The organism is Castellaniella sp. (genome assembly GCF_034675845.1).
In the GTDB taxonomy this organism is placed as follows: domain Bacteria; phylum Pseudomonadota; class Gammaproteobacteria; order Burkholderiales; family Burkholderiaceae_B; genus Castellaniella.
In genome coordinates this window covers 174,480-199,729 of the sequence record NZ_JAUCCU010000002.1, presented here as the reverse complement: position 1 = coordinate 199,729, position 25,250 = coordinate 174,480, and the positions used below count along the sequence as shown (strand labels likewise).

The window sequence follows — 25,250 nt, the reverse complement described above, 5'->3', positions numbered from 1 at the left end:
AAATTATATTGTTTGGGATTCTGTATTCTATATTTTCGAATTCATGGACACGCGCCAGCTTCAGGCCTTTATTGCCATCTACGAATCGGGCGGCATTTCGCGCGCAGCCGAACAGGCCCGCACGGCACCGTCTGTACTCAGCCATCATCTGGCAAATCTGCAGGCTCAGTTTTCCAATCCCTTGTTTGTGCGCCACCCGCGCGGCCTGTTGCCCACGGAATATGGCAAACGTCTTTACCTGCATGCCACACAAATCGTGCAGGCCATGGAGCGCGCCCATGAAGACCTGGAAAACATGGCTGGCGATGTGCGCGGACGCGTGGTCATCGGCATGGCCTATACCGCCTTGACCTCGGTCGGACGGCATCTGATGCGCATCGTCCTGCAGCAACATCCGGGGATCACCCTGGTGCTGACCGAGACGCTGTCCGGCAGCACCGTCAACCAGATGATGGATGCCCAGGTAGACCTGGCCCTGGCCTATAACCCGGCACAGGATTCACGCATCCACGCGACCGCCCTGTTGGAGGAACGCATGCTGTGCATCGGCAAAAAGCAAGTAATCGGCAATACGACCAAGCCGATTACCGTCAAGGCGCTGCTGGATCTGCCCTTTGTGCTGCTGCGTCGCGGCACCCTGGGCCGCTCGGTCATGGACGACCAGAATCTGCAAAAGCAGTTCGAAAGCCAGGCCCGCCTGCAAGCTGATAGCGTCCAGGCGGTCAATCTGTTCGTCCTGGAAGGCCACGGTTGTGTAATCGGTTCGCAGTCCTATCTGCGCGACCAACTGGCCAGCGGCGAGGTGTCGTGCCGCCCCATCATCAAACCCATCATGCGCCGCACCTTGTTTTTATGCGAACACCGGGACAAGCCCGCCTCCCGGGCCGTCGAGTTGGTGCGTACCCTGGCGCTGCAATTGGTGGCCGATGAGGTGCGGGCAGGAACCTGGGACTGTGAGCGGATATTGTTTGGATCGGATCACGGAATCACGTTGCCTGCAGCCGCTGCGCAAGATGCCCCCCCAGTCGGTGCGCCAGTGCCATGATGGTCAGCGTCAGATGTTTATCAGGCAGGATGGGCACCACCCCCCCATCACAGACATAGAGATTGTCCAACCCATGCGCCTTCAGGTCGGCATCGACAACACCATCGCGTGCCGTATCCGACATGGCTGTCGTGCCGGCATAATGGATGCCCGTGCCGCTATTGTCCCGTGTGGTATGCAACAAAGTGGCCGAAGAACGGCGCAAGACCTTGTGCCCCCAGGCCATCATGGCATCCATCTGCCGATGGGCCTGTGGCGGAATCGAAAAATTGATGGCCAGTTGCGGCACACCCCACATGTCCTGGGTGTCCCCCGGCATGACACGATTATCCGCCAGGGGTTCGCCGGCACAGAACAAACCCAGTGTCATGTAACTATGAAACATGGCGCGTGCGCGGTTGTCCTTTAACCCGGCCCCCAGATGACGCATAAAGGTCAGATAATGCGGTGTCGTAGGCAGTCCATGAATGGCATGACCGATAAAAGGAAACTCAGAGCCATCGGGCAACAGCCCCCGGGACATCAAGATCAAGTGATCCCCATAGCCGATATCGTAATCGCGGCGTTTGCCCCAGAGCTTATATAAAGACGTGGACAGGACGACCTTGGGGTTGTCCTGCAGGCGCCGTCCCAGTTGGTCTTCCTGATTGGCCATCCCTTGCGGGTGATCGGGCGTGGCCGAATTGAACAAAATCCTGGGGGATTCGATGGCCCCCGCAGCCAGCACCACATACCGCGCCCGGACTCGATGGCGCTGGCCTGTTTCGGTATCCAGATACTCGACTGCAGAAACATGCTTGCCATCGGCATCCGCCACCAGGCGCAAGACCTTGGCCTGGGTACGCAATTGATAGTTGGGACGCTGCGCAATCTGCGGCAGCAAACGCACTGAAAACTTATAAACTGCGCCAACCGGGCAGCCCGACGTACATATCCCGCTGGAAATACAGCTATGCGGCGTGCCTTTAATCGTATTGATGGCCTTGCGATTGGGAATGGCATGCGAATGCGGCTCGCCCAAAGAACGCACAGCGTCGACGATCATCTGGTCTGCCGGGCGCAGGGGCTTGGGCGGAATAAAGCAGCCATCCGGCAATTCGGGGATATTTTCACAAGTGCCACACACGGTAATCAATTCTTCTACTGCACCGTAATGTGGTTCCAACACGGAGTAATCAATCGGCCAGGGTGCAAGATCCTGAGGCGAGAACCGCACGCTGACGCCATTCCAGAGATTCTGCAGACCATTGAGCGCCAGAATCTGAAAATGCTGGAACTGCCCAGATTGCCGCGCAGTAGACCCATGCTGCCCATCGGCAAACAAGGGATGGATGAACAGGCCATCATGCGGGTCACTGGGCCAGACGGTGTTCGGCCCTATGCCCAGGGCATCCCCGCCATCCGGCGGCGTGATGCGTGTGAACTGGTCATCCGGCAACGCAGCGCCTTGTTCCAAAGAGATCACGTTGACCCCGGCTTGAGCCAGGGTGTACGCCAGGATGCCGCCACCGGCCCCCGTACCCACCACGCAGACTTCACAATCGTAATCAGCCATGAAGGGCCCCCTTGGTGGCGGGGCCTTCGCCCACAGAGGTCAAAAAAACCGGCGAGGCATAGCGTATGTGCTCCAGAAACATCATCAGAACAGTTTTCTGGGCGCCCAGTGCGCGGTGGCTGCCGACTGCTGCACCCTGGCGCTGCCAGAGGGCATACAGCGCTACGCGGACCTGATGATTGTCATACGCCAGCAGCGTGATCTTATCGGCCAACGGCTGTAAATCCTGACGATAGGGGCTCAATTGAATCAGGGCATGAATCAATTGCCCAGCCTGCTCACGGGTCAGTGCCAGACTGTCCTGGACCGCCTGGGGACTGGGCGGCTGCGCCGTCAGACTGGGGCGCAACAAGCGCAGCGCCTGTCCTGACGCCAGGTGGGCTTCGATGGCCTCTAACGGAACGCCGTTGGTCTCGGGTACATAGCGCCGCGTAAAAAACAAACCGGCAAAACACACCAGCGCGTAGAACGCAAATACCCCACCCAGACCAATCGTGGACACGAGTACCGGAAACGAAAAGACCACGACAAAATTCAGGCCCCAGTTAGCCAGTGTGGCGACGCTCATGCCCAGGGCGCGAATGTGTCGGGGATAGACCTCGGACATCATGACATAGGGCAAAGGCCCCAGGCTGGCGGCAAACGCAGCAATGTAAATCACCAAACCCAGCACCGCCACGACATCCAACCAGGGGATCTCTGTCCAGGCGCCCAAGGCGATCATGCTTAAGCTGAGGGCTGCCCCTAAAAACCCGATATATAGCAGCGGCTTTCGTCCGATCCGGTCAATCAGGGCCATCCCCACCAACGTCATCAAGACATTCACGACGCCAATACCGATCGTGGCCATGATCTGGGTACCATGAGAATCAAAACCGACTTCCTGGAATACCGTGGGCGCGTAGTAGATGACGGCATTGATGCCGCTGAACTGCTGCAAGGCAAAAAGCCCCACCCCAACCACCAGCGCGGGTCGCACATGCTGGGCGAGAAGCTCACCCCAGCCCGTGGTTTGCTGTCCTTCTGCCGTTTGGTCGGATACCATGATCTGGGCCAGCTCAGCCTGAACCTGGGGGCCAGAAACCGGTAATCCACGCAAACGCGCCAAGGCATGGCCCGCCGCATCACGGCCTCGGCTGCCCGCCAGCCAACGCGGCGTATCCGTCAAAAACAGCATCCCGATGAACAAACCCAGGCCGGGAACGGCGCCCAGGAAAAACATCAAGCGCCAATTGTCATCCAAGACAAAGTTAGTGATGTAGGCCCCGAGTATGCCCAAGGTGACTGCCAACTGGTAGATCGAAACCAGCATGCCCCGCTGCTTGGCCGGTGCGCTTTCAGCGATATACAAGGGGGCCACCAGTGCCGCAACACCCACGGCAAACCCCAGCACCAAACGGGCGATACTCAGCATCCAGACGGCAGTAATCAAACTGGCGGCGACTGCCCCCAGCATGAACAACAAGGCGGCCCCCAGCAGCGAACTGCGCCGCCCAAAGCGATCGGCTGCCCGCCCGGCCACTGCGGCACCAAACAAGGCCCCCAGGGGAACAGCGGCAGTCATCAGCCCTTCATTGCCCGGAGAGATATCAAAGGTATGACGCAGGTAGCCCAGGGCACCAGCAATCACGCCTTCATCAAAACCAAACAAAATGCCGGTCAGGCCGACGACGGCAGCAACAAAATAAATCATGACAAGACCCCCGCAGCAACCTTTTTCAAGGCGGTGATCATGTCATGGATATCGGCCTCGGTGAGGCAAGATGCAATCGCCAGCAAGGCACCACGGGATTGAAAATCATCGCAGCACGGCAGCGCCCCGGCCTGATAATCGTAGCCATGGGCAAAAGCATTGGCGGGATGGGTCCAGGGGTAGCCATCCCGACTGTTGGAGCGCCGATTCAGCAAGCTGGGAATATTGGAATACCAATGCATGCCCCATTCGCGCAAGGTCAGGCAGGCCAGGCTACCGGCGGGGCCGACCATGCCCTCGGCCCGCAAAGCCGCCACAAAGCGGGTAGCTTTTGCTGCGTCGGGCAGCAACATCAGCAAAAATGGTCCGGTATCACCCTGGGGATCCACAATATGACGAAACACCAAGCCGGGAGTGCCTTCCAGGGCTGACCGAATACGCCATTTGGCCGTCCGCATGGCCGCAGTGATGTCCCCCAGTTTACGCATCTGCGCCAAGGCCATGGCACCGGACAGTTCGTTCATACGCGCCCCCATTCCCCAGAGCTGGATGTTGGGGTCGCTGGTGTCCAGTCGGCCTGCCGGTGTGCGCGGATAGCCCAGATCATGCAATGCCACGATACGGCGATACACGGTTTCGTCCTTGCAGACCAGCAGCCCTCCATCACCCGACGTCATGTTCTTATTCAGCTGGAAGCTGAAGGTGCCGATATCGCCATAACGACCAACCGGCAGGCCTTTAAAACTGCCGCCTGCCGCCTGGGCGCAGTCTTCGATCAGTGCCAGGCCACGCGTCCGGCAGATGTCGGCGATGCGATCAATATGCCCGGGCGCACCGCTCATGTGCACAACCAGCACAGCCCGCGTGTGCGAGTTGATTTTGGCTTCAAGATCATCAGGATCAAGGCAGAACGTATCATCAATATCCACCAGCCTGGGAATGGCTCCCGCGCGAACCACCGCCGACATGCAACTGACCCACATATACCCAGGCACCATGACCTCGTCACCCGGCCCGATATCCAGGGCAGACAGCGCAATCGTCAGGGCCGCCGTGGCCGAGGACACTGCCAAGGCATACGGATGGCCAAATGCCGCTTTCCATTCGGACTCCAGCGTATTCACCATCCCTTGCAGGTCTGGGCCATAAAAGCGAAAGGGGCTGCGGGCCATCACGACCCGCTCGACCAATTGGCGCTCTTCCTCGCCGATCCAGTGGGCTCCGGGCAGTTCCCAGGGCAAGGGATGCGTACGTACAGGGGTACCTCCATCAATGGCCAGCCTACCAAAATCCGGCGCCGACATGGTGGTTTCTGTGTTGCTGCTCATGGAAAGCTCCTTGGGAAACTGTCTTGCCTGACAACAGGCCGACACTTATTGATGACAGGCAGATCCGGCGACAGACATGAATCAAACATTAAGTCTGGTATTCAATTGCTGAATTCCAGGATTATGATCTTTCAAGGCTACATACATCTGATTGCCCTGCTCTATACAATAGAGCTCATGTAGTATGTGCCGATTTAATCTGCAAGGGATATAAATTTTTAAAAGGCCATATTATAAAAATCAAAATACAGCATGTCTCCTGATAATTTCTACCAGATTCTGTCATATTGCTGCATAGCAATATTATGAGAAGGCCAGGCAAAAATCCGCGTCAATAAAACAAATTTTAAGTACAATAATTTAAACATGTAAAGACTTTTTTACATGCCCATACCTCAAGCTCAGCCTTCATATCATCAGCTCCAACCGCCCAACAGGCACCCCATGATCATCTACGCGCCCCCCCCTATTTTGCGGCTTGCTTTTCTGGTCTCCTGTACCGGCGTCCTGTTTGGTTATGGCATCACATCCATCGCCGGCGTGCTGGACGTCCTGACCCCACAATTTGGCCTCAGCCTGCACCAAACCCAATTTCTGGTCTTCATCTTGGTGGCTGGTTGCTTTGTCGGCGCAATCGTGGCGGGTCCGGCCTCCACTCGCTGGGGGCGGCGGCCCGTCATGGGGCTTGCCACGCTGATATCCCTTGGGGCTTATGGCTTCATACTGACCGCGCCCTCGTGGGCCGGGCTGCTGACCGCACGCGCCCTGACCGGCGTATCCATTGGCCTATATTCCATGGTCGTTCCCATGTATGCCGCCGAAACCGTGCACACACCCCGGCGCGGCGCTATCGTGGCCCTGTTCCAGTTGGCCATTACGGCAGGCATTCTTTTATCCTACGGTCTGGCCTTGTGGCTGGACAGTCCCCAGCAGTGGTATCTTGTCTTGGCATTTGGCTTGGCGCCCAGTCTGCTGGCCGTCGCTGGGCTGGCCGCCTTGCCGGAAAGCCCACGGTGGCTGTCGTTACATGCCCATCCCCGACAGGCCAGCATGGCGGCGCACAGGCTGGGCCTGGAAGACGAATGGCAGGCCATTACCCAGGCAGAAGCCCGGATCCCCCATGCTGCCAGCAAGTCCCTGCGACAGGGCAGCGTCCTGAAGGTCATGCTGCTGTGCAGCAGCCTATTTATCCTGCAAAATCTCAGCGGCATCGATGGCATTCTGTATTACGCCCCCCAGATATTTAAAGGGCTGGGTTTTTCTGCCGGCACCGCCGCACTGGCCGCTACATTCGGCCTGGGGGCCGTCAACTTCCTGGCCACCCTGGCCAGTGTTTCCCTGGTTGATCAACTGGGCCGCCGCCGCCTATGGATAGTAGGCTCAGCCGCCATGGTGTTCGGCCTGGCCATGGTTACCATCGCGGCGGCAAACGATCATCCCTGGCTGGGATTGGTCGGCCTGTGCATTTATATCCTGGCGTTTGCCCTCAGCCTGGGCCCCCTGCCCTATGTGCTGATGTCCGAACTATTCCCCAGCGCCCTGCGTGAGCAGGGGATGGCCACTGCTTCAGCCATCAGTTGGCTGTTCAACGCCCTGGTCGCCCTGACATTCCTATCCATCGTCGAAACCCTCAGCCTGGCAGGCACCATGCTGCTGTTTCTCGGGGTCTGCATTCTTTCGCTGATACTGGGCATCAAGTATCTGCCTGAAACCCGGAATCTCGCACTGGAAACCATCGAAAGCCGGGTGCTGGAAGGCCTGCCGCTACGGCAGATAGGGGGCTGATTCTCCTGCGGGTAAAACCATTTCCACGGTCAAGCCCTGCCCTTGTGGTGAATGCGCGTGCAGGGTGCCACCGTGAATCTTCACGATTCGCTGGGCAAAGTAATACCCCAGACCACTGCCTTTTTTACCCAATGACGTGCCTGCGCGAAAATAGGGCGTCCCCAACATAGCCAATGTTTCTTGATCCAGGCCGGGACCGTAATCCTGCACCTGGATATGCAGCCCGCTTGCATCTTGCCAGGCGCGAATATCGACCTGGGCAGCAGCGGACGAGTAACGCAAGGCATTCGTCACCAGATTATCCACGGCAGCCCCCACCAGAGCCTCATCCAGCGAAAAAGCCAGGCCAGGGGGGATCACCTGCAAGCGAACGCGAGGGGCGTCCTCGGGATTTTGCTGATCGACGATGTTTTCCAGCATAGGGCTAATCGGTGCCAGGCCCCGGTGCCCGCCCTGAGAAAGCGAGGCCACGCCTTGATTGCCTTGATGCTCCAGGGCTTCGACCAATAAAAAATTATCCACAAACCGGGACAAAATCGCGACATTGGTGCGGATGCGCGTCAGGCGCTTGGCCTCGGACTGCAGCAAATCAGGCACCTTCAATTGGATCATCTGCACGGATCGATCAATGGCCGCCAGGGGATTGTGAAACTCGTGCGACAGCATCGCGACAAAGCGCCGCTGTTCTTCAGTGCGCTGGATCGCCATGGCAGCCTCTTGGCGGGCATCCGCTTTGTCACGCTGCAACTGACGCAGGCGCAAGGCCATTCCGTAGCTCATGATCAGCACATGCGCCAGCGAAGCCGCCTGATACAGATTCGTGGTGATGAGATTCTGAGACAAATAGCCCAGATTCCCCACTGTATTGACCAGGGTACCCACGGCCGGAATGATGAAGGCAATGAAATACACCATCAGTTCCGTCTGGCGGTGACGACGCCATAAAATCAGGGCAATGGTCATGCCAATGATGAAATTCAGGCTGTTCAATCCATTGGCCAATTTGACGATCACCATCAACCACGACCCGACCAGGGCAGGCATCAGGGCAAAGGGCAACAAGCCCAGGTTCAATAGCAAAGTGAACCAATACAGTCGATGAATGCGGGGATAGCGCTGGCGCAGATCCAGCAGATAATCCCACATCAACACAATCGAAACTGCCCCCCCTAACCAGCCAATACGCGGCAATATGTCGGCCAACCAATCGCCATCGCGGCTAAACAGCACTGGCAGATAGCCGTTGGTGCCCAAGTGAAAAAGCACCAGGGAAGCCACATAACCGGCATAGGCCGCCATGGGCACATCGCGCAAGCGTATTCCCAAGATGGCATACAGCACGACCGACAGCAGCATAATGCCGAAATACAGCCCGCGATAGAAATTATCCCGGGTCTGGTGAGCGCTGAATGCAGCGGGCTGCCAGAGATCCGCCTGCACATTGATGGCATTATGACTACGCACCCGGAGATACAGCTGCGTGGCCGCACCAGCATCGAAGGGCACGGCGAACAGCCGGGTTTGCAAAGGCCGATCCTCGAAAGGCCGGTAATAACCCATGGCGTACTGCACAAAATCGCCCTCTGGATTTTGCACCCAGACATCTACCTCCTCCAGTTCCGGCAGGCCAACCGCCAAAATCCAACGCAGCGGGGCACCCGGCAGGCGCTTGACCTGAACCCGGAACCACACGGCATCATCGCTATAACCCAGGCTGCGAAAATCCGGCAGGCGCTGAAATCGCTGCTGCTGCACAGCAGCCAAAGACATGGCCTGGGTAGCGTCGCGGAAATATTCCAACTGTCCCGCCAGGGAGACTCGGGCCGGTTGCGCCTGCAAGGGCACACTGGCCAAGGCCGGTGTCGCTATTGCCAGAATCCAGGCCCACAACAAGCACCCCAACCAGGCGGCAGCCCGTGGCCTCATGAGATCGCCAATCCGCAGCACCCGCTGAAGGTATACCCCCTGCCATAGCTGGGCCGCAAAGGCAGCTCGGTATCGCAGGCCGCCAGCACCTTGCGGCGCAAACGGCTGGCGGTATTATCCAGATTGCGCAGGTTGGACAGCGTGTCTTGTTTGCCCAGGCGCTGCAGCAGGTCTTCCCGCGTGACGGCCTGGCCAGGATGTTCGAACAGCACCGACAGCATGATGACTTCAGGGTGGGTCAACTGCAAGGTGCGGCCATTGGGCGCCCGCACAAGCCATTCGCGGGCATGCAGGCGCCAGATGGGTGCGTCGTCTGGCGTGGGGCGGCTGGCCGCGCCAGTGCCCAGCCGCCGCCGTACTGCATGGCAAGTGGCCTCAATGACCTCTAGGGGGCTGCGCTTGGACAGATAGACATCAGCGCCGGCCTGCAAGCCCAGAACATGATCACGGCTAGCGTCCAACGCAGTCAGCATGACTATTTCGGGTGGATTTTCCATCATCGCCCGCACGCGCTGGGCAATACCCAGCCCACTAATGCCGGGTAAAACAACATCCAGCAGCAATAGCTGAAATGGGGTGGATGGCCAAAGCGTGAAAAAAGCCTCGCCGCTGTCGAAGCCCTGCGCATCGAAACCGCGCAGATTCAGGAATTCGACCAAATCCACCAGTAGCTCCGGGCTGTCTTCCACGACGGCGATCTGAAGGGGAACAGGAGTATCCATAAGGGAGGCGACAAGCCAAGATTTTGAGGGACCCTTTAATGAACACCAATAATACGCCGAACCATAGGGCCGTGACAGAATCTGATTGTTTTTGACAGAAATCAGTCGGCGACACAAGAGCAACGGATTTTTATAATTTTCAAACGTCCTTGAGGATATTGAAAATGGCTTGCTCAAACACTTTTAAAACGAACCGATCTGCCTCAGCGCCAATATGGCGCACTGCGGGCTCACTGGCACTGACTCTCATTTTGGCAGCCTGCGACAGCGGTGGCAGCGGCTCGACGGTAGGCGATAGCGCCCTCCCTATGGTAGGAGGCCCACCGACGGCTCTAGGAACCGCCTGCAAAGACTACGAGGGCAACACTGTGATGGTATCGGCAAAAACCATCACCATCCACAATAATTCCGTGGGTACAATCTATCCGGTATTGGCCACCAGCAAAAATGCCGTCAATGAATGGATACAGGGATGTTTTCGCACCACTGAACCCTATCCGACAGAATATGCCTATAAGCTTTATATCAACGAAGGCGAAGGCATCCCGCCCAACTCGTCGGTGACCATCACGCTGCCGCTGTACAGCGAGCTATCCCCACAACGCTATATCACCTGGTGGAATGGCGGACGGGTGGTACTGGCCGACCGCAACGACAGGCTGCGCGACCCGGCGGATAATGGGATCAGCACCCCCGGCGACGTGGCATGCCAAGGGCAAAACACAGCATGCCGCCTGAGCACATACGCCAGCGATGTACAGTTTCCTGAAAATACCTATGCCCAGCTGTCCGAATACACGTTTGGGGCCTCCATTATCCCCAATGGTCAGAAGAAACGCCTGCTGAACCCGGAAAACGTGGGCTATAACATTTCTTATGTGGACCACGTCTACATGCCGGTGGCGATTGGCCCAAAAAACAATCCTTATATCGGATACAGCGGGTCGGCCCAGCCCCTGGCCACCTTCAGGAATCAATTGGCGGCCTTTCTGGCCAATCCCGCCACAGGCGAAGGCTGGCCAGTCTATAACCTGGATGTTTTGAAACTGCCTGGGGGATACAATATTTTTGCCCAACGCTCGGGCACCCTACCCCCGGATGATGTCGTGCCGGTGAAACCCACTGGCGGCTATCCCCCCGTGCTGACCGTTCTGAAATGCATCAACGGTCAATGCACCGATGCGGAAAAAGCTGCACTGCACTATGAAAAAGCCGTGCAGCGGGTACAAAACCTTTGGGGGTCTTGTGTGGATTGGTCAGGCGAAGACCTAAGCGCCTATGTCACTGCATCAGTCTCGTGTTCTCCGCAGCTGCGGGAACAACTAACCGCAGTCAAGCAATTTTTTGCACAGAACCACCAAAACTACCTGGCCATGTACGACAAAAAACAGTGCAAGGCGAGTACCCCCCTGAAGCCCACATTCAATTTCTGGGAAGCCATGATGCACATCTACGGCTGGGTGCCCTTTAATGAAGGCTGTGACGCGCACAGCAACCCCCTGGATAAAACAACGATACCGGGATGGGATCATGCCCAGATCCAAGCCATGTATATTCATCAATTGCAATATAACTACCAACAGGCCGAAGTCAGACAAAACCCTGATCTGCTGTTCAATCCCTATGTCCGGCTCATCCACGACAGCCTGGACATGAATGCCTATGGGTTTTCGGTGGATGACGCTGTGGGGTTCATGAGTGAGCTGGGCGATGGCTTGATCTTCACGGTGGGCGGACCCAAGGGGCTGGAAAATGAGCAGCAGTTCAACTATGCCGATGGTTTTACCCTGGCAATCGGGGTGCCTCCGAGTAAAGTTGAAAACATCAATGAAGCCCTGCTGAAAAAATATGGCGTCTGTGCATACCAACAAGATGCTGACGACCCTGATTGCACACTCAATAAGCAGGACGTACTGATGCCGGAAAATATCCAGATTTCCGGTTTCCGGGTGGGGACAGTTCCTTCCTATCCCATCCGGGTGCGCTTCACGGATATGGCTGACAACCAGTATTCGATCAAGGTCAATACCAAGTTTTCGCCTTGCACGGAAGACATGAATCCTTCGCAGTGCCCAGCCAATAAATCAGGCCTGGTGGATAAGACATCCTGCTTGGTCACCACGCCCAGCGGCGAAAAGCACCCGAAATCGGATGATTGGTGCAGCAATGCCAACCCCAACCAACAAAGAGAAAAGCAACTGACGAAAAACTATCTGAGCTTCCCTAAGCCAGTAGACTACATGGAATAGTCCAGAGTTTTTCTGTACCCTAGAGTCCTGTCTGCGTGACTGACAGTCACAGCAGACAGGACTCTAGCCATTTCAGCCACCAACAATTTGATGCACATGGAACAGGAACTGAGCGAAATCATCGAAAAAAACATCTGGATATTTCCGATTGTCGCCCTGTTGATCACCCTGGTGCTCAACAGGGCGCTGCACTGGTTCTTCGGGTGGCGCCTGAAAAAACTGCAGCCTGGCCAGCATGTCTGGCGGCATGCCTTGCTGGCATCGCTGGATGCCCCCTTGCGCACGGCCATCTGGCTGCTGTGCCTGGAGATCATCCGCCGAAAAATGCTGCCGATCAACAAGCAACCCTTGCTTGACCAGATCATCGCGCCCACTGTTGATATTCTCAGCGTCGTCATCCTGGCTTGGTTCGTGCTGCGCTTTGTGGAATACTCAAAGAACAACTATCTGGCCTACATCCAAAGCCAGCAACAGGAAACCGACCAGACCGCCATTGACGCACTGGCCAAGATCGCCTGGGCCTTCGTCCTGATTTTTGCCGCCATTGCCATCCTGCAGCAGCTGAATATCCCCCTGGCCAGCCTGCTGGCATTTGGCGGCGCTGCCGGGATCGCGGCGGGCTTTGCCGCCCAGACCCTGGTGGCCAATCTGCTGGGGGGGCTGACCATCTACGCCAGCCGCATCTTCAAGATCGGCGAAGACATTGTCTTTCCGGGCACCGATCTGGCCGGCACCGTGCAGACCATCGGCTGGCGGGCAACCAAGGTTCTGGGCTGGAATGGCAAACCCCTGTATGTGCCCAATGCGCTGTTCAATTCATCCAATATGGTGAATCACTCGCGCCTGAGCCATCGCACAATTAATGAAAACATCTTGTTGCGCTACGAAGACTACAACAAAGTGCGCGATATCATCAGCGAAGGCAACCGTTTCCTGGAAGCGCAGACCAATCTGAAGTATTTTGTTTTTCAGTTCGATAGCTTTGGGGACCGGGCACTGAAGCTGATGTTGTACGCCTGGGTGCAGGCCGACCCACCTGGCCAGTTCGTGCCCTTTGCGGACTTCATGAAAGCCAAGCAGACCCTGATGCTGGGCCTGGCCGACATCGCCCTGTCGCACAATTGCACGCTGATCCTGCCAACCAGCACCATCCATCTGCACGACAAGACGCCGCCGCGATTACCCGAGGCATGATCTGCCATGATTCATGTGGATGATGTCGCCGATGCGCTGCCTATGGGCTGCCGCTGACACCATAGCGGGTGATGGAGTATGACACCTGATTGATGTGAGTTTTTATCTGGTATCAATTTTTAAAATCTCTGCAATTTGTTGATTTTAAAAAGATTTTGGCGGAAGCGGTGAGATTCGAACTCACGGATAGGTCACCCCATCGCCGGTTTTCAAGACCGGTCCATTCAACCGCTCTGGCACGCTTCCACGGTGAAGGCCGTAAGTGTAGCGCATAATTCAGTTTGCTTACCACAGGAGCCCCCCATGAAAGCGATTCAGATTACCCAGCCCGGCGGCCCCGATGTTCTGTGCCTGACAGACCGCCCTACCCCGATCCCCGGCCCAGGCGAAGTTCTGATCGAAGTTGCCGCCGCCGGCGTCAATCGTCCCGACGTATTCCAGCGCCAAGGCAGCTATCCGCCACCGGCAGGGGTCTCGGATTTACCGGGACTGGAAATCGCCGGTCATATCGTAGGTGGCGATCCCCAATCCGCAGGGCTGCGACTGGGTGACGAAGTCTGCGCCCTGGTTGCGGGGGGCGGCTACGCGCAATACTGCGTGGCGCCCGCAGCACAATGCCTGCCAGTGCCCCAGGGGCTGTCCATGATCGAGGCAGCCGCCCTGCCTGAAACCTATTTCACGGTCTGGAGCAATGTCTTCGACCGAGGGCAGCTATCCCCAGGCGAAACCCTGCTGGTGCATGGCGGGGCCAGCGGCATCGGTACCACGGCCATCACCCTGGCCCACGCATTCGGACACACTGTATATGCCACGGCAGGCAGCCAGGACAGGGTCCAGGCCATCGAGGCCATTGGCTGCACCAAGGGCATTAATTACCGCACCCAGGACTTCGTCCAGGAAATCCATGGCCTGACGGACAATCGCGGGGTGGACGTCATCCTGGACATGGTGGCGGGCGACTATCTGCCGCGCAACCTGAAGGCCTTGGCCGACGATGGCCGCCTGGTGATGATTGCCCAGCTGGGCGGTGCCCACGGCAGCATGAACTGCTGGCAGGTGATGGCGCGACGCCTGACCATCACCGGGTCCACGCTGCGGTCTCGGCCCGTGGCCTTCAAGGCCGCCATTGCCCAGGCACTGCAACAGCGGGTCTGGCCATTGCTGTCGGCCGGCACCATCAAGCCACAGATCTACGCCACCTTCCCCCTGGTCGAAGCCTCCAAGGCACATGCCATGATGGACGCAGGCGAACAGATCGGCAAAATCGTGCTGACCCTGGATAACTGATACCTTCCGCCGCCATCATGCAAAACGCCCCAATCAATGGGGCGTTTTGCATACACGCAGCACCGCTGGCCCGCCTATCCTGAAAACAGGCGGATCAAACTGTGGGATTACTCGGCTGCGCCGGGAGCGGCAGGGCCGCCCTGGGCTTCGATGCCGCCAATGGCTTTGACCGACAGACGCAGACGGCCACGGTCGTCGGCTTCCAGGATCTTGACACGCACCGACTGGCCGACCTTCAGCACGTCGTTGATGTCCGCGATGCGGTAGTTGGCGATTTCGGAAATATGCAGCAGACCATCACGGCCTGGCAGCACCTGCACAATGGCGCCGAAATCCAGCAGACGCTGAACCGTACCCTGGTATTCCTGGCCGACTTCGACATCAGCGGTCAGTTCCTTGATGCGGCGCTCGGCTTCGTGGGCACGGTCCAGGTCGGCACTGGCGATGGTGATGTTGCCATCGTCGCTGATGTCGATCTGGCAACCGGTTTCCTCGGTCAGGGCACGGATGGTGGCACCACCCTTGCCGATCACATCACGGATTTTTTCCGGGTTGATCTTGATGCGCAACATGCGCGGGGCAAAATCAGACAGCTCGGTACGCGAACCATCGATGGCCTCGCGCATTTTTTCCAGGATGTGCAGACGGCCTTCGCGCGCCTGGGCCAGGGCCACCTGCATGATTTCCTTGGTGATGCCCTGGATCTTGATATCCATTTGCAAAGCGGTGATGCCCGTGACGGTGCCGGTGACCTTGAAGTCCATATCGCCCAGGTGATCTTCATCACCCAGAATATCGGTCAGCACGGCGAATTTACCGCCTTCCTTGATCAGACCCATGGCCACCCCGGCCACGTGATCCTTGACCGGCACACCTGCGTCCATCATGGACAGGCTACCGCCGCAGACCGACGCCATCGAGGATGAACCATTGGACTCCAGAATCTCGGAGACCAGGCGCAGGGTGTACTGGAAGTCTTCGGGACTGGGCAACAGCGGCAGCAAGGCGCGCTTGGCCAGACGGCCATGGCCGATTTCACGACGTTTCGGCACTCCGAAACGGCCCGTTTCACCGGTGGCAAACGGCGGCATATTGTAGTGCAGCATGAAACGATCACGGTATTCGCCCATGATGGAATCAATGATTTGTTCGTCTTGCTTGGTACCCAACGTGGTGGCCACCAGCGCCTGAGTCTCGCCCCGAGTAAACAGAGCCGAACCGTGGGCGCGCGGCAACACGCCCAGACGAATGCTGATGGGACGCACCGTGCGGGTATCGCGCCCGTCGATACGGGGCTCGCCATTCAGGACCTGGCCGCGCACGATTTCGGATTCAAGCGCGAACAGCATGTTTTCGACTTCGACGTGGTCGGGGGCAGCGTCGCCTCGGGCAGCCGCGTGTTCGGCCAGCTTGGATTTGACGTCGGCATAGACCTGGCGCAATTGAGCGGTGCGTTCTTGTTTGTTACGCACCTGATAAACAGCCGTCAGGGCATCAAAGGCGGCGCTGCGCACAGCCGTGACCAGCACTTCGTTGCGCGGGGCAGCTTGCCAATCCCACTCGGGCTTACCAGCTTCGGCGACCAGATCGTGAATGGCATTGATGCAAGCCTGCATTTGTTCGTGGCCAAACACCACAGCACCCAGCATGATGTCCTCGGGCAGTTGCTGCGCCTCGGATTCAACCATCAGAACGGCGGCCTCGGTCCCTGCCACCACCAAGTCCAGCTGGGATTGCTCACGCAGCTGGGTGGTGCTGGGGTTCAGCACATATTGACCATCGATATACCCCACACGGGCGGCGCCCACAGGCCCGCCAAAAGGAATGCCCGAAATCGCCAGCGCAGCCGACGCACCGATCAAGGCGGGGATGTCAGGGTCGATTTCCGGGTTTACTGAGACGGTGTGGATGATGACCTGGACATCGTTGTAAAAACCTTCGGGAAACAACGGACGCAGGGGGCGGTCAATCAGGCGGGAGGTCAGCGTTTCTTTTTCGGAGGGCTTGCCTTCGCGCTTGAAGAAGCCGCCCGGGATCTTGCCGGCGGCATAGGTTTTTTCGACATAATCCACGGTCAGGGGGAAGAAGTCCTGGCCGGATTTTGCGGTGCGGGCAGCCACGACAGAGGCCAGGACGACGGTATCATCCACAGTCACCAGCACGGCACCAGAGGCCTGACGGGCCATTTCGCCAGTTTCCAGCACGACAGTATGCTGGCCGTACTGGAAAGACTTGCTCACTTTATTGAACATTTTTTAATCCTATAAAAGGGCCGCCTGCGGGCACACGCCCGCCCCCACCCACCACGGATGGGGAACAATTCTGGCGATCCATGACAAAAAGCCGCGCACGCTGCGGGCAAAGCGGCAGCGTGCACGGCTCGAACTAGGGGATCGAAGTCCCCAGGCATTATTTGCGCAGACCGAGCTTTTCGATCAGGGCGCGGTAGGCATCCGGGTTACGACCCTTCAGGTAGTCCAGAAGCTTGCGGCGGCGGCTGACCATGCGCAGCAGGCCACGACGCGAGTGATGGTCTTTTTTGTGGGTTTTGAAGTGACCCGTGAGTTCGTTGATGCGGGCGGTCAGCAGAGCGACCTGGACTTCAGGAGACCCTGTATCGCCAGCAGCGCGCTGGAATTGCGCAACGATATCGGACTTGATGATTTCTGCAACAGACATGCTATTTAAAACCTCGAAGACATGCGGCAGCACCGAGGTGCGCTGCCGTGGGATGAAAACGCCACGCAAAATATGGCGTGTCGTGCATTATAGCGCGAATCATGCCATACCGCGCCAGGCCCAAGCGGCTATTTCTCAGTTGAGTGTTCTTCGGCTTCGGCCCGCATGCGCTGACCCAGGCGACGCGCCCGGCGTAGCCGCCACACCCAGACAAACCACCCAGACAGGCTGTAGAGCACAAATAGGAAAAACAGCACCACAGGTGGATCGCTGGAGACGAACACAAATACAGCCACCACCAATAGCAGCATCCAAAACGGTACGCTACGGCCGAGGGCAAAGGATTTTCCGCTAAAAAACGGCGCATTGGACACCATGGCCACCCCGGCATAAACCGTCATGGCAAAGGCGGCCCAGGGGATGACCCCATCCGACAATGAGAGTTTGTTGTCCACCGACAACCAGACAAAGCCCGCCACCAGCGCTGCCGCAGCTGGGCTGGGCAGACCCTGGAAATATTGTTTATCGACTTTCCCGATATTGGCATTGAAGCGCGCCAGGCGCAACGCCGCACCGGCCACATAAATGAATGCAGCCAGCCAGCCCCAGCGCCCCAACCCCTGCAAGGACCATTGATACATGACCAGCGCTGGTGCCATACCGAAGGACAGCATATCGGCCAGGGAGTCGTATTGCTCGCCAAAGGCGGACTGGGTGTTGGTCAAGCGCGCCACCCGCCCATCCATGCTGTCAAAGACCATGGCCAGAAAGATCGCAATGGCTGCGACTTCGAAGTGCTGGTTCATGGACTGCACCACGGCATAGAAGCCGGCGAACAGGTTGGCAGTAGTAAAGGCGTTGGGCAGCAGGTAAATGCTGCGGCGACGCTGTCTTTCGTCAGGCATAGGAGGGGTATCAGGCTGGTGATTGTTCATGGCTGTGTGCCTCGGGCAACACGGCCAGCACCGTGCTGGTGGCTTGTACCTTATCGCCAATGGCTACCCGGGGCCGTGATCCTGGGGGCAAGTATACGTCCACCCGCGAACCAAACCGGATAAAGCCGTAACGCTGGCCTGCATACAGGGTCTGCTGGACCTGCGCATGGCAGAGGATGCGCTTGGCTACCAAGCCGGCTACCTGCACCGCCGTGACAATGTGCCCCTGGGGGGTCTGTATCACCATGGCGTTGCGTTCGTTTTCCAGCGAGGCCTTGTCCAGGGCTGCATTGAAGAACTTACCGGGAAAATAGGTAATGGACTGGACCTTGCCATCCACCGGCGCGCGATTGGAATGCACATTGAATACATTCATGAAAACGCTGATCTTCAGTGTCTGTCGACCATCGGCATAAGGATCTGGCGCATCTTCGACGCACACAATACGGCCATCGGCTGGACTGAGCACCAGCAAGTCGCCATCCGGGGCCGAACGCGCCGGATCTCGGAAAAACTGTAGCGCAAACAGCGCAAACACCCAAAAAGGAATGGAGACCCAGCCGGACCAAAGAGTGACCAATAAGGCCACCACCAGGCTACCTGCCAGGATGCCCCAGCCTTCACGGGCAATACGGGGATGCGGATAAGGAGGGATTTTCATGGTAGGCGCAAGGATAACCCACAATCAAACAACCGTCATTCCCGCAATAGCAGGAATGACGGTTTAAGGCACTGAACCGGTAACAGGATCAGTTCTTCGACTGATCGACCAGCTTATTGGCTGCGATCCAAGGCATCATGGCGCGCAGCTTGCTGCCGACCTGCTCGATCTGGGACTCGGCGTTGATGCGGCGACGCGAGATGAGTTCCGGTGCGCCGGCGGCGTTTTCCAGGATGAAGTTCTTGGCATAGACACCAGACTGAATGTCGGCCAGGCACTGGCGCATCGCGGCACGGGTTTCATCGGTCACCACGCGCGGGCCGGTCACGTACTCGCCATATTCCGCGTTGTTCGAGATCGAGTAGTTCATGTTGGCGATGCCGCCTTCGTAGATCAGATCGACGATCAGCTTCAGTTCGTGCAGGCATTCGAAGTAAGCCATTTCCGGGGCATAGCCAGCATCCACCAAGGTTTCGAACCCGGCCTTGATGAGTTCGACCGTACCGCCGCACAGCACAGCCTGTTCGCCGAACAGATCGGTTTCGGTTTCTTCGCGGAAGTTGGTCTCGATGATGCCGGCACGACCGCCGCCATTGCCCATGGCATAGGACAGAGCCAGATCGCGGGCCTTGCCGGATACGTCCTGGTGCACAGCAATCAGGTGCGGCACGCCGCCACCCTGGGTGTAGGTATTGCGCACGGTATGGCCCGGAGCCTTCGGGGCAATCATGATGACGTCGATATCGGCACGCGGCACGACCTGGCCGTAATGCACGTTAAAACCATGAGCAAAAGCCAGCGCAGCGCCTGCCTTCAGATTATCGGCAACCTGGGTGCGATAGACCTGGCCGATATTTTCGTCGGGCAACAGCATCATGACCACATCGGCGGTCTTCACGGCCTCGGCGACTTCCTTGACGGTCAGGCCTGCGTTTTCGGCCTTTTTCCAGGATGCCCCGCCCTTGCGCAGGCCCACCGTGACATGCACGCCGGACTCATGCAGATTCAGCGCGTGGGCATGGCCTTGAGAGCCATAACCGATGATGGCAACCTGCTTACCTTTAATGAGGGACAGATCGCAGTCTTTGTCGTAAAAAACGTTCATGTAAAAACTCCGTTGGATTATTTAATTCTTAAGAGAGAGGGTTTTGCCACCCCCGCCAAAGGCGCAGCGTGGGGGGCATGTTTTGCCGCCGGGCCGCCCCAAGGCAAAATGCACCCCCTTGGGGGGGCAGCAAGCCAAAGGCGCAGCGTGGGGGGCATGTTTTGCCGCCGGGCCGCCCCAAGGCAAAATGCACCCCCCTTGGGGGGGCAGCAAGCCAAAGGCGCAGCGCGGGGGGCATGTTTTTGTATTACAGCTTCAGAACGCGTTCGCCGCGGCCCACCCCAGAAACGCCGGTACGGACAGTCTCCAGGATGGCGCTGCGGTCCAGCGCCCCGATAAAGGCAGCAATTTTTTCTTGCACGCCAGTCAGTTCAATGGTGTAGGTCTTGTCGGTGACATCAATGATGCGCCCGCGGAAAATTTCCGCCATGCGCTTCATCTCGTCGCGCTCTCTGCCCACGGCGCGAACCTTGATCAGCATCAGCTCGCGCTCTACGTGCGGACCTTCGGACAGATCCACGACCTTGACCACATCCACCAGGCGATTCAGGTGTTTGGTGATCTGTTCGATGATCTCGTCAGAGCCCACCGTCACAATGGTCATGCGCGACAGCGTGACGTCCTCGGTGGGCGCCACGGTCAAGGTTTCGATGTTATAGCCGCGCGCCGAAAACAAACCCACCACCCGCGACAAGGCACCGGGTTCGTTCTCCAACAATACGGAAATGACGTGTTTCATGGTTTATCCCCTCACAGATCCTCGGCGCCCAACAGCATTTCAGTCAGGCCTCGGCCTGCCTTGACCATGGGCCAGACGTTTTCGGTCTGATCCGTGATGAAATCCATGAAAACCAGGCGATCCTTGTATTTAGTGAAGGCTTCCCGAATAGCGGGCTCGACATCGGCAGGTTTTTCAATGCGCATGCCGACATGGCCATAGCTTTCGACGAGTTTGACGAAATCCGGCAAAGCATCGACATAGGATTCGGAATAACGCGAACCATATTCGATTTCTTGCCACTGGCGCACCATGCCCAGATAACGATTGTTCAGGCACAACACCTTTGGTGTCAGGCGGTACTGGCTGCAGGTGGAGAGTTCCTGGATATTCATCTGAATGGAACCCTCGCCGGTGATCACGGCCACATCACGATCCGGATTGGCCATCTGCACACCCATGGCGAAAGGCAAGCCGACCCCCATGGTGCCCAGCCCACCGGAATTGATCCAACGGCGGGGTTCCGGGAACGGGTAGTACTGCGCCGCCCACATCTGGTGCTGACCCACATCGGACGTCACAAAGGCCTGACCACGCGTAACTTCCCACAGTTTTTGCACCACATACTGAGGCTTGATGACGCTGTCGGAGTTTTCGTAATCCAGACATTTGCGAGACCGCCAGGCTTCGATTTGCTGCCACCAGGCATCCAATCGCTGCTCGTTGGCGTTTTGTTCGGCCAGGGTCTGGGCATACAGGCCGATCAGATCCTGCAGCACGTCGCGCACATCCCCCACAATGGGCACATCCACCCGCACGCGCTTGGAAATCGACGAGGGGTCGATATCTATGTGGATGATTTTGTGCGCCACTTGGGCAAAGTGTTTTGGGTTGCCAATCACGCGATCATCGAAACGTGCGCCAATCGCCAACAGCACATCGCAATTCTGCATGGACATATTGGCTTCGTAGGTGCCATGCATGCCCGGCATGCCGAGGAATTTCTCGTCGGTACCCGGCAAGGCCCCGAGCCCCATCAGCGTGGTGGTGCAAGGCGCCCCGGTCATGCGGACCAGCTTGCGCAGTTCGTCAGCCGCATTGGCCAACACCACCCCGCCCCCGGCATAAATCATGGGGCGCTCGGCTGCCAGCAGCATCTGCACGGCTTTTTTGATCTGACCCTGGTGGCCCTTGGTGACTGGCGCATAAGAGCGCAGCTGCGTAGGCCCGCGCTTCGGGCTGTATTTGCAGGTAGCGACGGACACGTCCTTCGGAATATCCACCAGGACAGGGCCGGGCCTGCCGGAGCGTGCAATATAAAAGGCACGACGCATGGTCTCGGCCAGATCCTTGACGTCACGCACCAGAAAATTATGTTTGACGCAGGGCCGTGTAATGCCCACGGTATCGCATTCCTGGAAGGCATCCTGGCCGATTGCGTGGGTAGGCACCTGACCGCTGAGGATCACCATGGGAATGGAGTCCATGTAGGCGGTGGCGATGCCGGTGATCGCATTGGTGACGCCCGGGCCGCTGGTCACCAGACAGACACCGATTTTGTCAGAGGATCGGGAATAGGCATCCGCTGCGTGAACCGCAGCCTGCTCGTGTCGCACGAGAACGTGCTGAAATTTGTCTTGCTTGTAGAGCGCGTCGTAGATATAGAGGACTGCACCACCAGGGTAGCCAAACACGTGGTCTACGCCTTCCTCGATCAGACAACGCACGACGATGTCGGCGCCATTGAGTTCCATGATAATTCCTTTCGTGACCTGTGCCGCACACCAAGCGGCCTATTGGCAGCCTGGGCCAGACCTGGAAAACCGCAACATAATCCGACGCTAGGCAGTTCACGGAACCGCTGTGCCCGGATACATTACGGGGCCAGCCTGCACCCCTTGATGTGACACACGCGCGCCATCTGGCGCATTGTGGTGGAAATGGACGTCCTGGATGGCGCTTGTGGTGCATCCCGGGACATAAAATCGAAAGGCGAAAAAAACCGGGTGTGTGACCCGGAGGTTTCGCCACATCGACGCACCGCGATGGGGTACGTCGAAGGCTTAATTTACCGCGTTGCAACATAGGCCGCAAGCGCTAAGGCCGCTTTGTGTTCCTTTATACTGCCAAGACCTCGCTGATTTCCCGGATTTTGGCTGCATGACGTCACTTACGCCACAATGGCAGCGCTTTTTTTACAGCCATTATTTTTTTGGCGGCCTACGCCAGGCTGTGGGTGTCTTGCTGCCTGCCCTGGTCTTGTCCGGCCTGCTGGGCTGGGCCGCTGACGGCTTTGTGGCGGCGGTGGGCGCAGCCTGCGTTGCCATTCTGGATCAACCCGGCGGCCCGCGGCGCTACGGCATCAACGGCATGTTCGCCGCCCTGTGCCTGGGTTCTCTCACCACTGCCATCACAGGCCTTGCCGCCAGCCACACCCTGCTGATCTGGCTGGTGGTGCCCGCCCTGTGTTTCGGGTTTTCGATGCTGACGGTCTATGGAAAGCACGGCGGGCTGCTGGGCTTTGCCTGTCTGCTGATCATGACCCTGACCCTGCGCACGCCTCTGACGCCCGCCGACGTCCTGCACCATACGACCATCTCATTTTTAGGCGGAGCCTTTTACCTGATCTACAGCGCCATTGCCCACCGGGTGCTGTGGCACCGCGAAGAACAGCAAGTCCTGTCCGTGGCCCTGTACGCCACTGCCGACTACATCGCCAGCCGCGCACGTTTCTACGATATCCATCTGGATCTGGACGACAGCTATCGCCGACTGATTCGCTGTCAGGCCGTCATGACCGACGCCCACCAATCCGCGCGGGACATGGTGCTGCGGGAACTCCCTCGCGGCACGGTCACACGAGGTGATCGGCTGCGCCAGGGATTGTTGAACCTGTTCGTGGACATGGTGAACCTGCTGGACAGCATGGTCGCCACCCACACCGACTACGCCACGCTGCGTCAGGCGCTGCCTGACAGCGACGTATTGTTGTTTGTACGCGACGCTATGCGAAAACTGTCGGACAATCTCTCCAGCCTGGCCCTGAATGTCGCCCGCAACCGTCACGCCCGGGTACGCAACAGCGTCAAGGCCGAATTACGCGCCCTCGAGTTCGAACTGCAACAACTGCGCGCAACCGGCCTGGCCAAAAACCAACCCGAAATCTACGCCCTGCTGGTGCAGGTTCTGCGGCGTCTGCGCAACATGGCCCGTCAGGTCGACCGCATGGCGGATCACTCGGTCAACCCCATGCCTCAAGATGCCACCAATCTGGATCAGGCCAACCGCACGCTGAACCGCTTTCTGACCCGCCAGAAATGGCGGCTGGGCCTGCTGACGGATAATCTGCACGCTCAGTCCGCGCTGTTTCGCTATGCCGTGCGTGTAGCGATTGCCGCCTTACTGTCCATGGTCGCAGGTACTTTGCTGACCCATATCCCCCTGGTGCGCTCTGTAGACCCGGGCATGGAAAACCACAGCTATTGGATCATCCTGACAGTACTGATCATCATGAAGCCAGGCTTCGCACTGACACGGCAGCGCAACGGCTGGCGGCTGGTCGGGACGCTGATTGGCTGCGGCGGCGCCTTACTGCTGTTTTCCCTGGCCTTGGACCCAAGACTCTATCTGCTGATCCTGATCACCTGCAGCATCCTGGGCTACGGCCTGATCCAGGTGAACTACACCCTGGCCGCCATGTTCAATACGCTGTTCGTGCTGCTGGTGTTTCATTTCCTGATGCCCGGGTCCAATACCATGGTGGGCGAGCGGCTGGCCGACACAGTGATCGGCTGCGTACTGGCACTTAGCTGCAGCTACATTCTGCCCTCTTGGGAGCGCAGCAGCTTGAATACCCTGGCACAGACATTGCTGCAGGCAAACCTGGCCTTCTTGCAGTCCGGCCTGACCCTGGTTCAGACCTGTCGACGCAGCCTTCATCTGGGACAGGATGCATTGCCCGAGCTCAACGAGGCCGACACCCAATGGCGGCTATGCCGCAAGAACGTCCACATTGCCTTCAGCAATTTTTCCAGCGCGTTCTACCGCATGATGGATGAACCCGTACGACGCCAGCGACACGTGCCGGAACTCAATCGTCTGATGATCCAGCACCACACGCTGGCGGCCCAGATCGCCGCCGTGATCCCGGTTCTGGAAAAACTGGAGACCGAGCCCGAAGGCATCCGCCAGGCCCTGCAGGCCACCCAGCATCTGCTGGCAGGCCTGCAGGCCGATATTCCCAACGTCATTGACCCCGATGGCAAGCACGCCACCCTGGCCTACCCGCTGCGCCAGATGATTAAAGCCGCCCAAAAAATCAATGAAGAAATGCAGGTGTTGGGCTCAACAGCAACCCAGGCATAACGA

Annotated in this window: 18 protein-coding genes and 1 tRNA gene; 6 read left to right on the top strand and 13 right to left on the bottom strand. The window is 58.0% G+C overall.

Translation table 11 applies throughout. From position 1 onward, the window contains the following. The first annotated feature begins 43 nt into the window (after positions 1 to 43). A complete protein-coding gene (locus tag VDP81_RS12515; RefSeq protein WP_322997148.1) occupies positions 44 to 1,045 on the top strand; it encodes a LysR family transcriptional regulator in 1,002 nt (333 codons plus the stop codon). Here VDP81_RS12515 and VDP81_RS12510 read toward each other — a convergent pair. From VDP81_RS12510 to VDP81_RS12500, 3 genes are read right to left on the bottom strand one after another with little or no spacing between them, the layout of a single operon-like run. Further along, positions 987 to 2,600 (bottom strand): GMC family oxidoreductase, encoded by a 1,614-nt coding sequence (locus tag VDP81_RS12510; RefSeq protein WP_323012509.1) that lies wholly within the window; start codon positions 2,598 to 2,600, stop codon positions 987 to 989. The two genes, VDP81_RS12515 and VDP81_RS12510, sit on opposite strands and share 59 nt — an antisense overlap. Further along, complete coding sequence (locus VDP81_RS12505; RefSeq protein WP_322997146.1) at positions 2,593 to 4,293, bottom strand: sugar porter family MFS transporter; 1,701 nt, start codon at positions 4,291 to 4,293, stop codon at positions 2,593 to 2,595. Before VDP81_RS12505 ends, VDP81_RS12510 begins: the two co-directional genes overlap by 8 nt. Beyond that, entirely contained in the window at positions 4,290 to 5,621 is a 1,332-nt protein-coding gene (locus VDP81_RS12500; RefSeq protein WP_322997145.1) for a DegT/DnrJ/EryC1/StrS family aminotransferase, read from the bottom strand. Before VDP81_RS12500 ends, VDP81_RS12505 begins: the two co-directional genes overlap by 4 nt. A gap of 444 nt (positions 5,622 to 6,065) precedes the next feature. On the opposite strand from VDP81_RS12500, the gene VDP81_RS12495 reads away from it, so the two are divergent. Further along, entirely contained in the window at positions 6,066 to 7,406 is a 1,341-nt protein-coding gene (locus VDP81_RS12495; protein ID WP_323012508.1) for a sugar porter family MFS transporter, read from the top strand. Here VDP81_RS12495 and VDP81_RS12490 read toward each other — a convergent pair. After that, the gene (locus tag VDP81_RS12490; protein WP_323012507.1) at positions 7,386 to 9,332 is read right to left on the bottom strand and encodes a sensor histidine kinase; all 1,947 of its coding nucleotides are present in this window, start codon (positions 9,330 to 9,332) and stop codon (positions 7,386 to 7,388) included. The two genes, VDP81_RS12495 and VDP81_RS12490, sit on opposite strands and share 21 nt — an antisense overlap. Then, on the bottom strand, positions 9,329 to 10,054 hold the full coding sequence (locus tag VDP81_RS12485; RefSeq protein ID WP_323012506.1) for a response regulator transcription factor: 726 nt from the start codon (positions 10,052 to 10,054) through the stop codon (positions 9,329 to 9,331). The genes VDP81_RS12490 and VDP81_RS12485 overlap by 4 nt, the downstream gene beginning before the upstream one ends. A gap of 371 nt (positions 10,055 to 10,425) precedes the next feature. Between VDP81_RS12485 and VDP81_RS12480 the strand changes: the two genes are divergently transcribed. Together VDP81_RS12480 and VDP81_RS12475 are read left to right on the top strand one after the other, a co-directional pair. Further along, entirely contained in the window at positions 10,426 to 12,303 is a 1,878-nt protein-coding gene (locus VDP81_RS12480) for a hypothetical protein (protein WP_322997141.1), read from the top strand. A 96-nt stretch (positions 12,304 to 12,399) separates the two neighbouring features. Then, the gene (locus tag VDP81_RS12475; protein ID WP_323012505.1) at positions 12,400 to 13,497 is read left to right on the top strand and encodes a mechanosensitive ion channel family protein; all 1,098 of its coding nucleotides are present in this window, start codon (positions 12,400 to 12,402) and stop codon (positions 13,495 to 13,497) included. A gap of 156 nt (positions 13,498 to 13,653) precedes the next feature. Here the strand turns inward: VDP81_RS12475 and VDP81_RS12470 are convergent. Continuing rightward, positions 13,654 to 13,743: transfer RNA gene (locus VDP81_RS12470), tRNA-Ser, on the bottom strand. Between the two features lie 57 nt (positions 13,744 to 13,800). On the opposite strand from VDP81_RS12470, the gene VDP81_RS12465 reads away from it, so the two are divergent. Continuing rightward, positions 13,801 to 14,784 carry an NAD(P)H-quinone oxidoreductase gene (locus tag VDP81_RS12465; RefSeq protein ID WP_323012504.1) on the top strand — a complete coding sequence of 328 codons (984 nt, stop codon included), beginning with the start codon at positions 13,801 to 13,803 and terminating at the stop codon, positions 14,782 to 14,784. A 107-nt stretch (positions 14,785 to 14,891) separates the two neighbouring features. Here VDP81_RS12465 and pnp read toward each other — a convergent pair whose 3' ends face one another. From pnp to VDP81_RS12430, 7 genes are all read right to left on the bottom strand, one after another. Further along, entirely contained in the window at positions 14,892 to 17,036 is a 2,145-nt protein-coding gene (gene pnp / locus VDP81_RS12460) for a polyribonucleotide nucleotidyltransferase (RefSeq protein WP_322997138.1), read from the bottom strand. A gap of 157 nt (positions 17,037 to 17,193) precedes the next feature. After that, on the bottom strand, positions 17,194 to 17,463 hold the full coding sequence (gene rpsO, locus VDP81_RS12455; RefSeq protein ID WP_322997137.1) for a 30S ribosomal protein S15: 270 nt from the start codon (positions 17,461 to 17,463) through the stop codon (positions 17,194 to 17,196). Between the two features lie 128 nt (positions 17,464 to 17,591). Next, on the bottom strand, positions 17,592 to 18,368 hold the full coding sequence (gene pssA, locus VDP81_RS12450; protein ID WP_323012503.1) for a CDP-diacylglycerol--serine O-phosphatidyltransferase: 777 nt from the start codon (positions 18,366 to 18,368) through the stop codon (positions 17,592 to 17,594). 10 nt (positions 18,369 to 18,378) lie between these two features. Next, positions 18,379 to 19,059, bottom strand: coding sequence for a phosphatidylserine decarboxylase (locus tag VDP81_RS12445; RefSeq protein WP_322997135.1), 681 nt, complete (start codon positions 19,057 to 19,059; stop codon positions 18,379 to 18,381). A gap of 88 nt (positions 19,060 to 19,147) precedes the next feature. Then, positions 19,148 to 20,164: a ketol-acid reductoisomerase gene (ilvC, locus tag VDP81_RS12440; protein ID WP_322997134.1), complete on the bottom strand. Its 1,017-nt coding sequence runs from the start codon at positions 20,162 to 20,164 to the stop codon at positions 19,148 to 19,150. A gap of 247 nt (positions 20,165 to 20,411) precedes the next feature. Next, positions 20,412 to 20,903, bottom strand: coding sequence for an acetolactate synthase small subunit (ilvN, locus tag VDP81_RS12435; protein ID WP_323012502.1), 492 nt, complete (start codon positions 20,901 to 20,903; stop codon positions 20,412 to 20,414). A gap of 11 nt (positions 20,904 to 20,914) precedes the next feature. Then, positions 20,915 to 22,639, bottom strand: a complete 1,725-nt coding sequence (locus VDP81_RS12430) for an acetolactate synthase 3 catalytic subunit (RefSeq protein ID WP_322997392.1) — start codon at positions 22,637 to 22,639, stop codon at positions 20,915 to 20,917. A gap of 403 nt (positions 22,640 to 23,042) precedes the next feature. On the opposite strand from VDP81_RS12430, the gene VDP81_RS12425 reads away from it, so the two are divergent. Further along, on the top strand, positions 23,043 to 25,247 hold the full coding sequence (locus VDP81_RS12425) for an FUSC family protein (protein ID WP_322997132.1): 2,205 nt from the start codon (positions 23,043 to 23,045) through the stop codon (positions 25,245 to 25,247). Positions 25,248 to 25,250 lie beyond the last annotated feature (3 nt).

What these genes read in the sequence shown, in the direction of transcription:
- VDP81_RS12465 (WP_323012504.1), top strand. Translation starts at nt 13,801, where the DNA reads ATGAAAGCGATTCAGATTACCCAGCCCGGCGGCCCCGATGTTCTGTGC.
- rpsO (WP_322997137.1), bottom strand. Translation starts at nt 17,463, where the DNA reads ATGTCTGTTGCAGAAATCATCAAGTCCGATATCGTTGCGCAATTCCAG.
- VDP81_RS12490 (WP_323012507.1), bottom strand. Translation starts at nt 9,332, where the DNA reads ATGAGGCCACGGGCTGCCGCCTGGTTGGGGTGCTTGTTGTGGGCCTGG.
- VDP81_RS12425 (WP_322997132.1), top strand. Translation starts at nt 23,043, where the DNA reads ATGACGTCACTTACGCCACAATGGCAGCGCTTTTTTTACAGCCATTAT.
- VDP81_RS12515 (WP_322997148.1), top strand. Translation starts at nt 44, where the DNA reads ATGGACACGCGCCAGCTTCAGGCCTTTATTGCCATCTACGAATCGGGC.
- VDP81_RS12510 (WP_323012509.1), bottom strand. Translation starts at nt 2,600, where the DNA reads ATGGCTGATTACGATTGTGAAGTCTGCGTGGTGGGTACGGGGGCCGGT.
- ilvC (WP_322997134.1), bottom strand. Translation starts at nt 20,164, where the DNA reads ATGAACGTTTTTTACGACAAAGACTGCGATCTGTCCCTCATTAAAGGT.
- ilvN (WP_323012502.1), bottom strand. Translation starts at nt 20,903, where the DNA reads ATGAAACACGTCATTTCCGTATTGTTGGAGAACGAACCCGGTGCCTTG.
- VDP81_RS12505 (WP_322997146.1), bottom strand. Translation starts at nt 4,293, where the DNA reads ATGATTTATTTTGTTGCTGCCGTCGTCGGCCTGACCGGCATTTTGTTT.
- VDP81_RS12445 (WP_322997135.1), bottom strand. Translation starts at nt 19,059, where the DNA reads ATGAAAATCCCTCCTTATCCGCATCCCCGTATTGCCCGTGAAGGCTGG.
- VDP81_RS12495 (WP_323012508.1), top strand. Translation starts at nt 6,066, where the DNA reads ATGATCATCTACGCGCCCCCCCCTATTTTGCGGCTTGCTTTTCTGGTC.
- VDP81_RS12480 (WP_322997141.1), top strand. Translation starts at nt 10,426, where the DNA reads ATGGTATCGGCAAAAACCATCACCATCCACAATAATTCCGTGGGTACA.
- pssA (WP_323012503.1), bottom strand. Translation starts at nt 18,368, where the DNA reads ATGCCTGACGAAAGACAGCGTCGCCGCAGCATTTACCTGCTGCCCAAC.
- VDP81_RS12475 (WP_323012505.1), top strand. Translation starts at nt 12,400, where the DNA reads ATGGAACAGGAACTGAGCGAAATCATCGAAAAAAACATCTGGATATTT.
- VDP81_RS12485 (WP_323012506.1), bottom strand. Translation starts at nt 10,054, where the DNA reads ATGGATACTCCTGTTCCCCTTCAGATCGCCGTCGTGGAAGACAGCCCG.
- pnp (WP_322997138.1), bottom strand. Translation starts at nt 17,036, where the DNA reads ATGTTCAATAAAGTGAGCAAGTCTTTCCAGTACGGCCAGCATACTGTC.
- VDP81_RS12500 (WP_322997145.1), bottom strand. Translation starts at nt 5,621, where the DNA reads ATGAGCAGCAACACAGAAACCACCATGTCGGCGCCGGATTTTGGTAGG.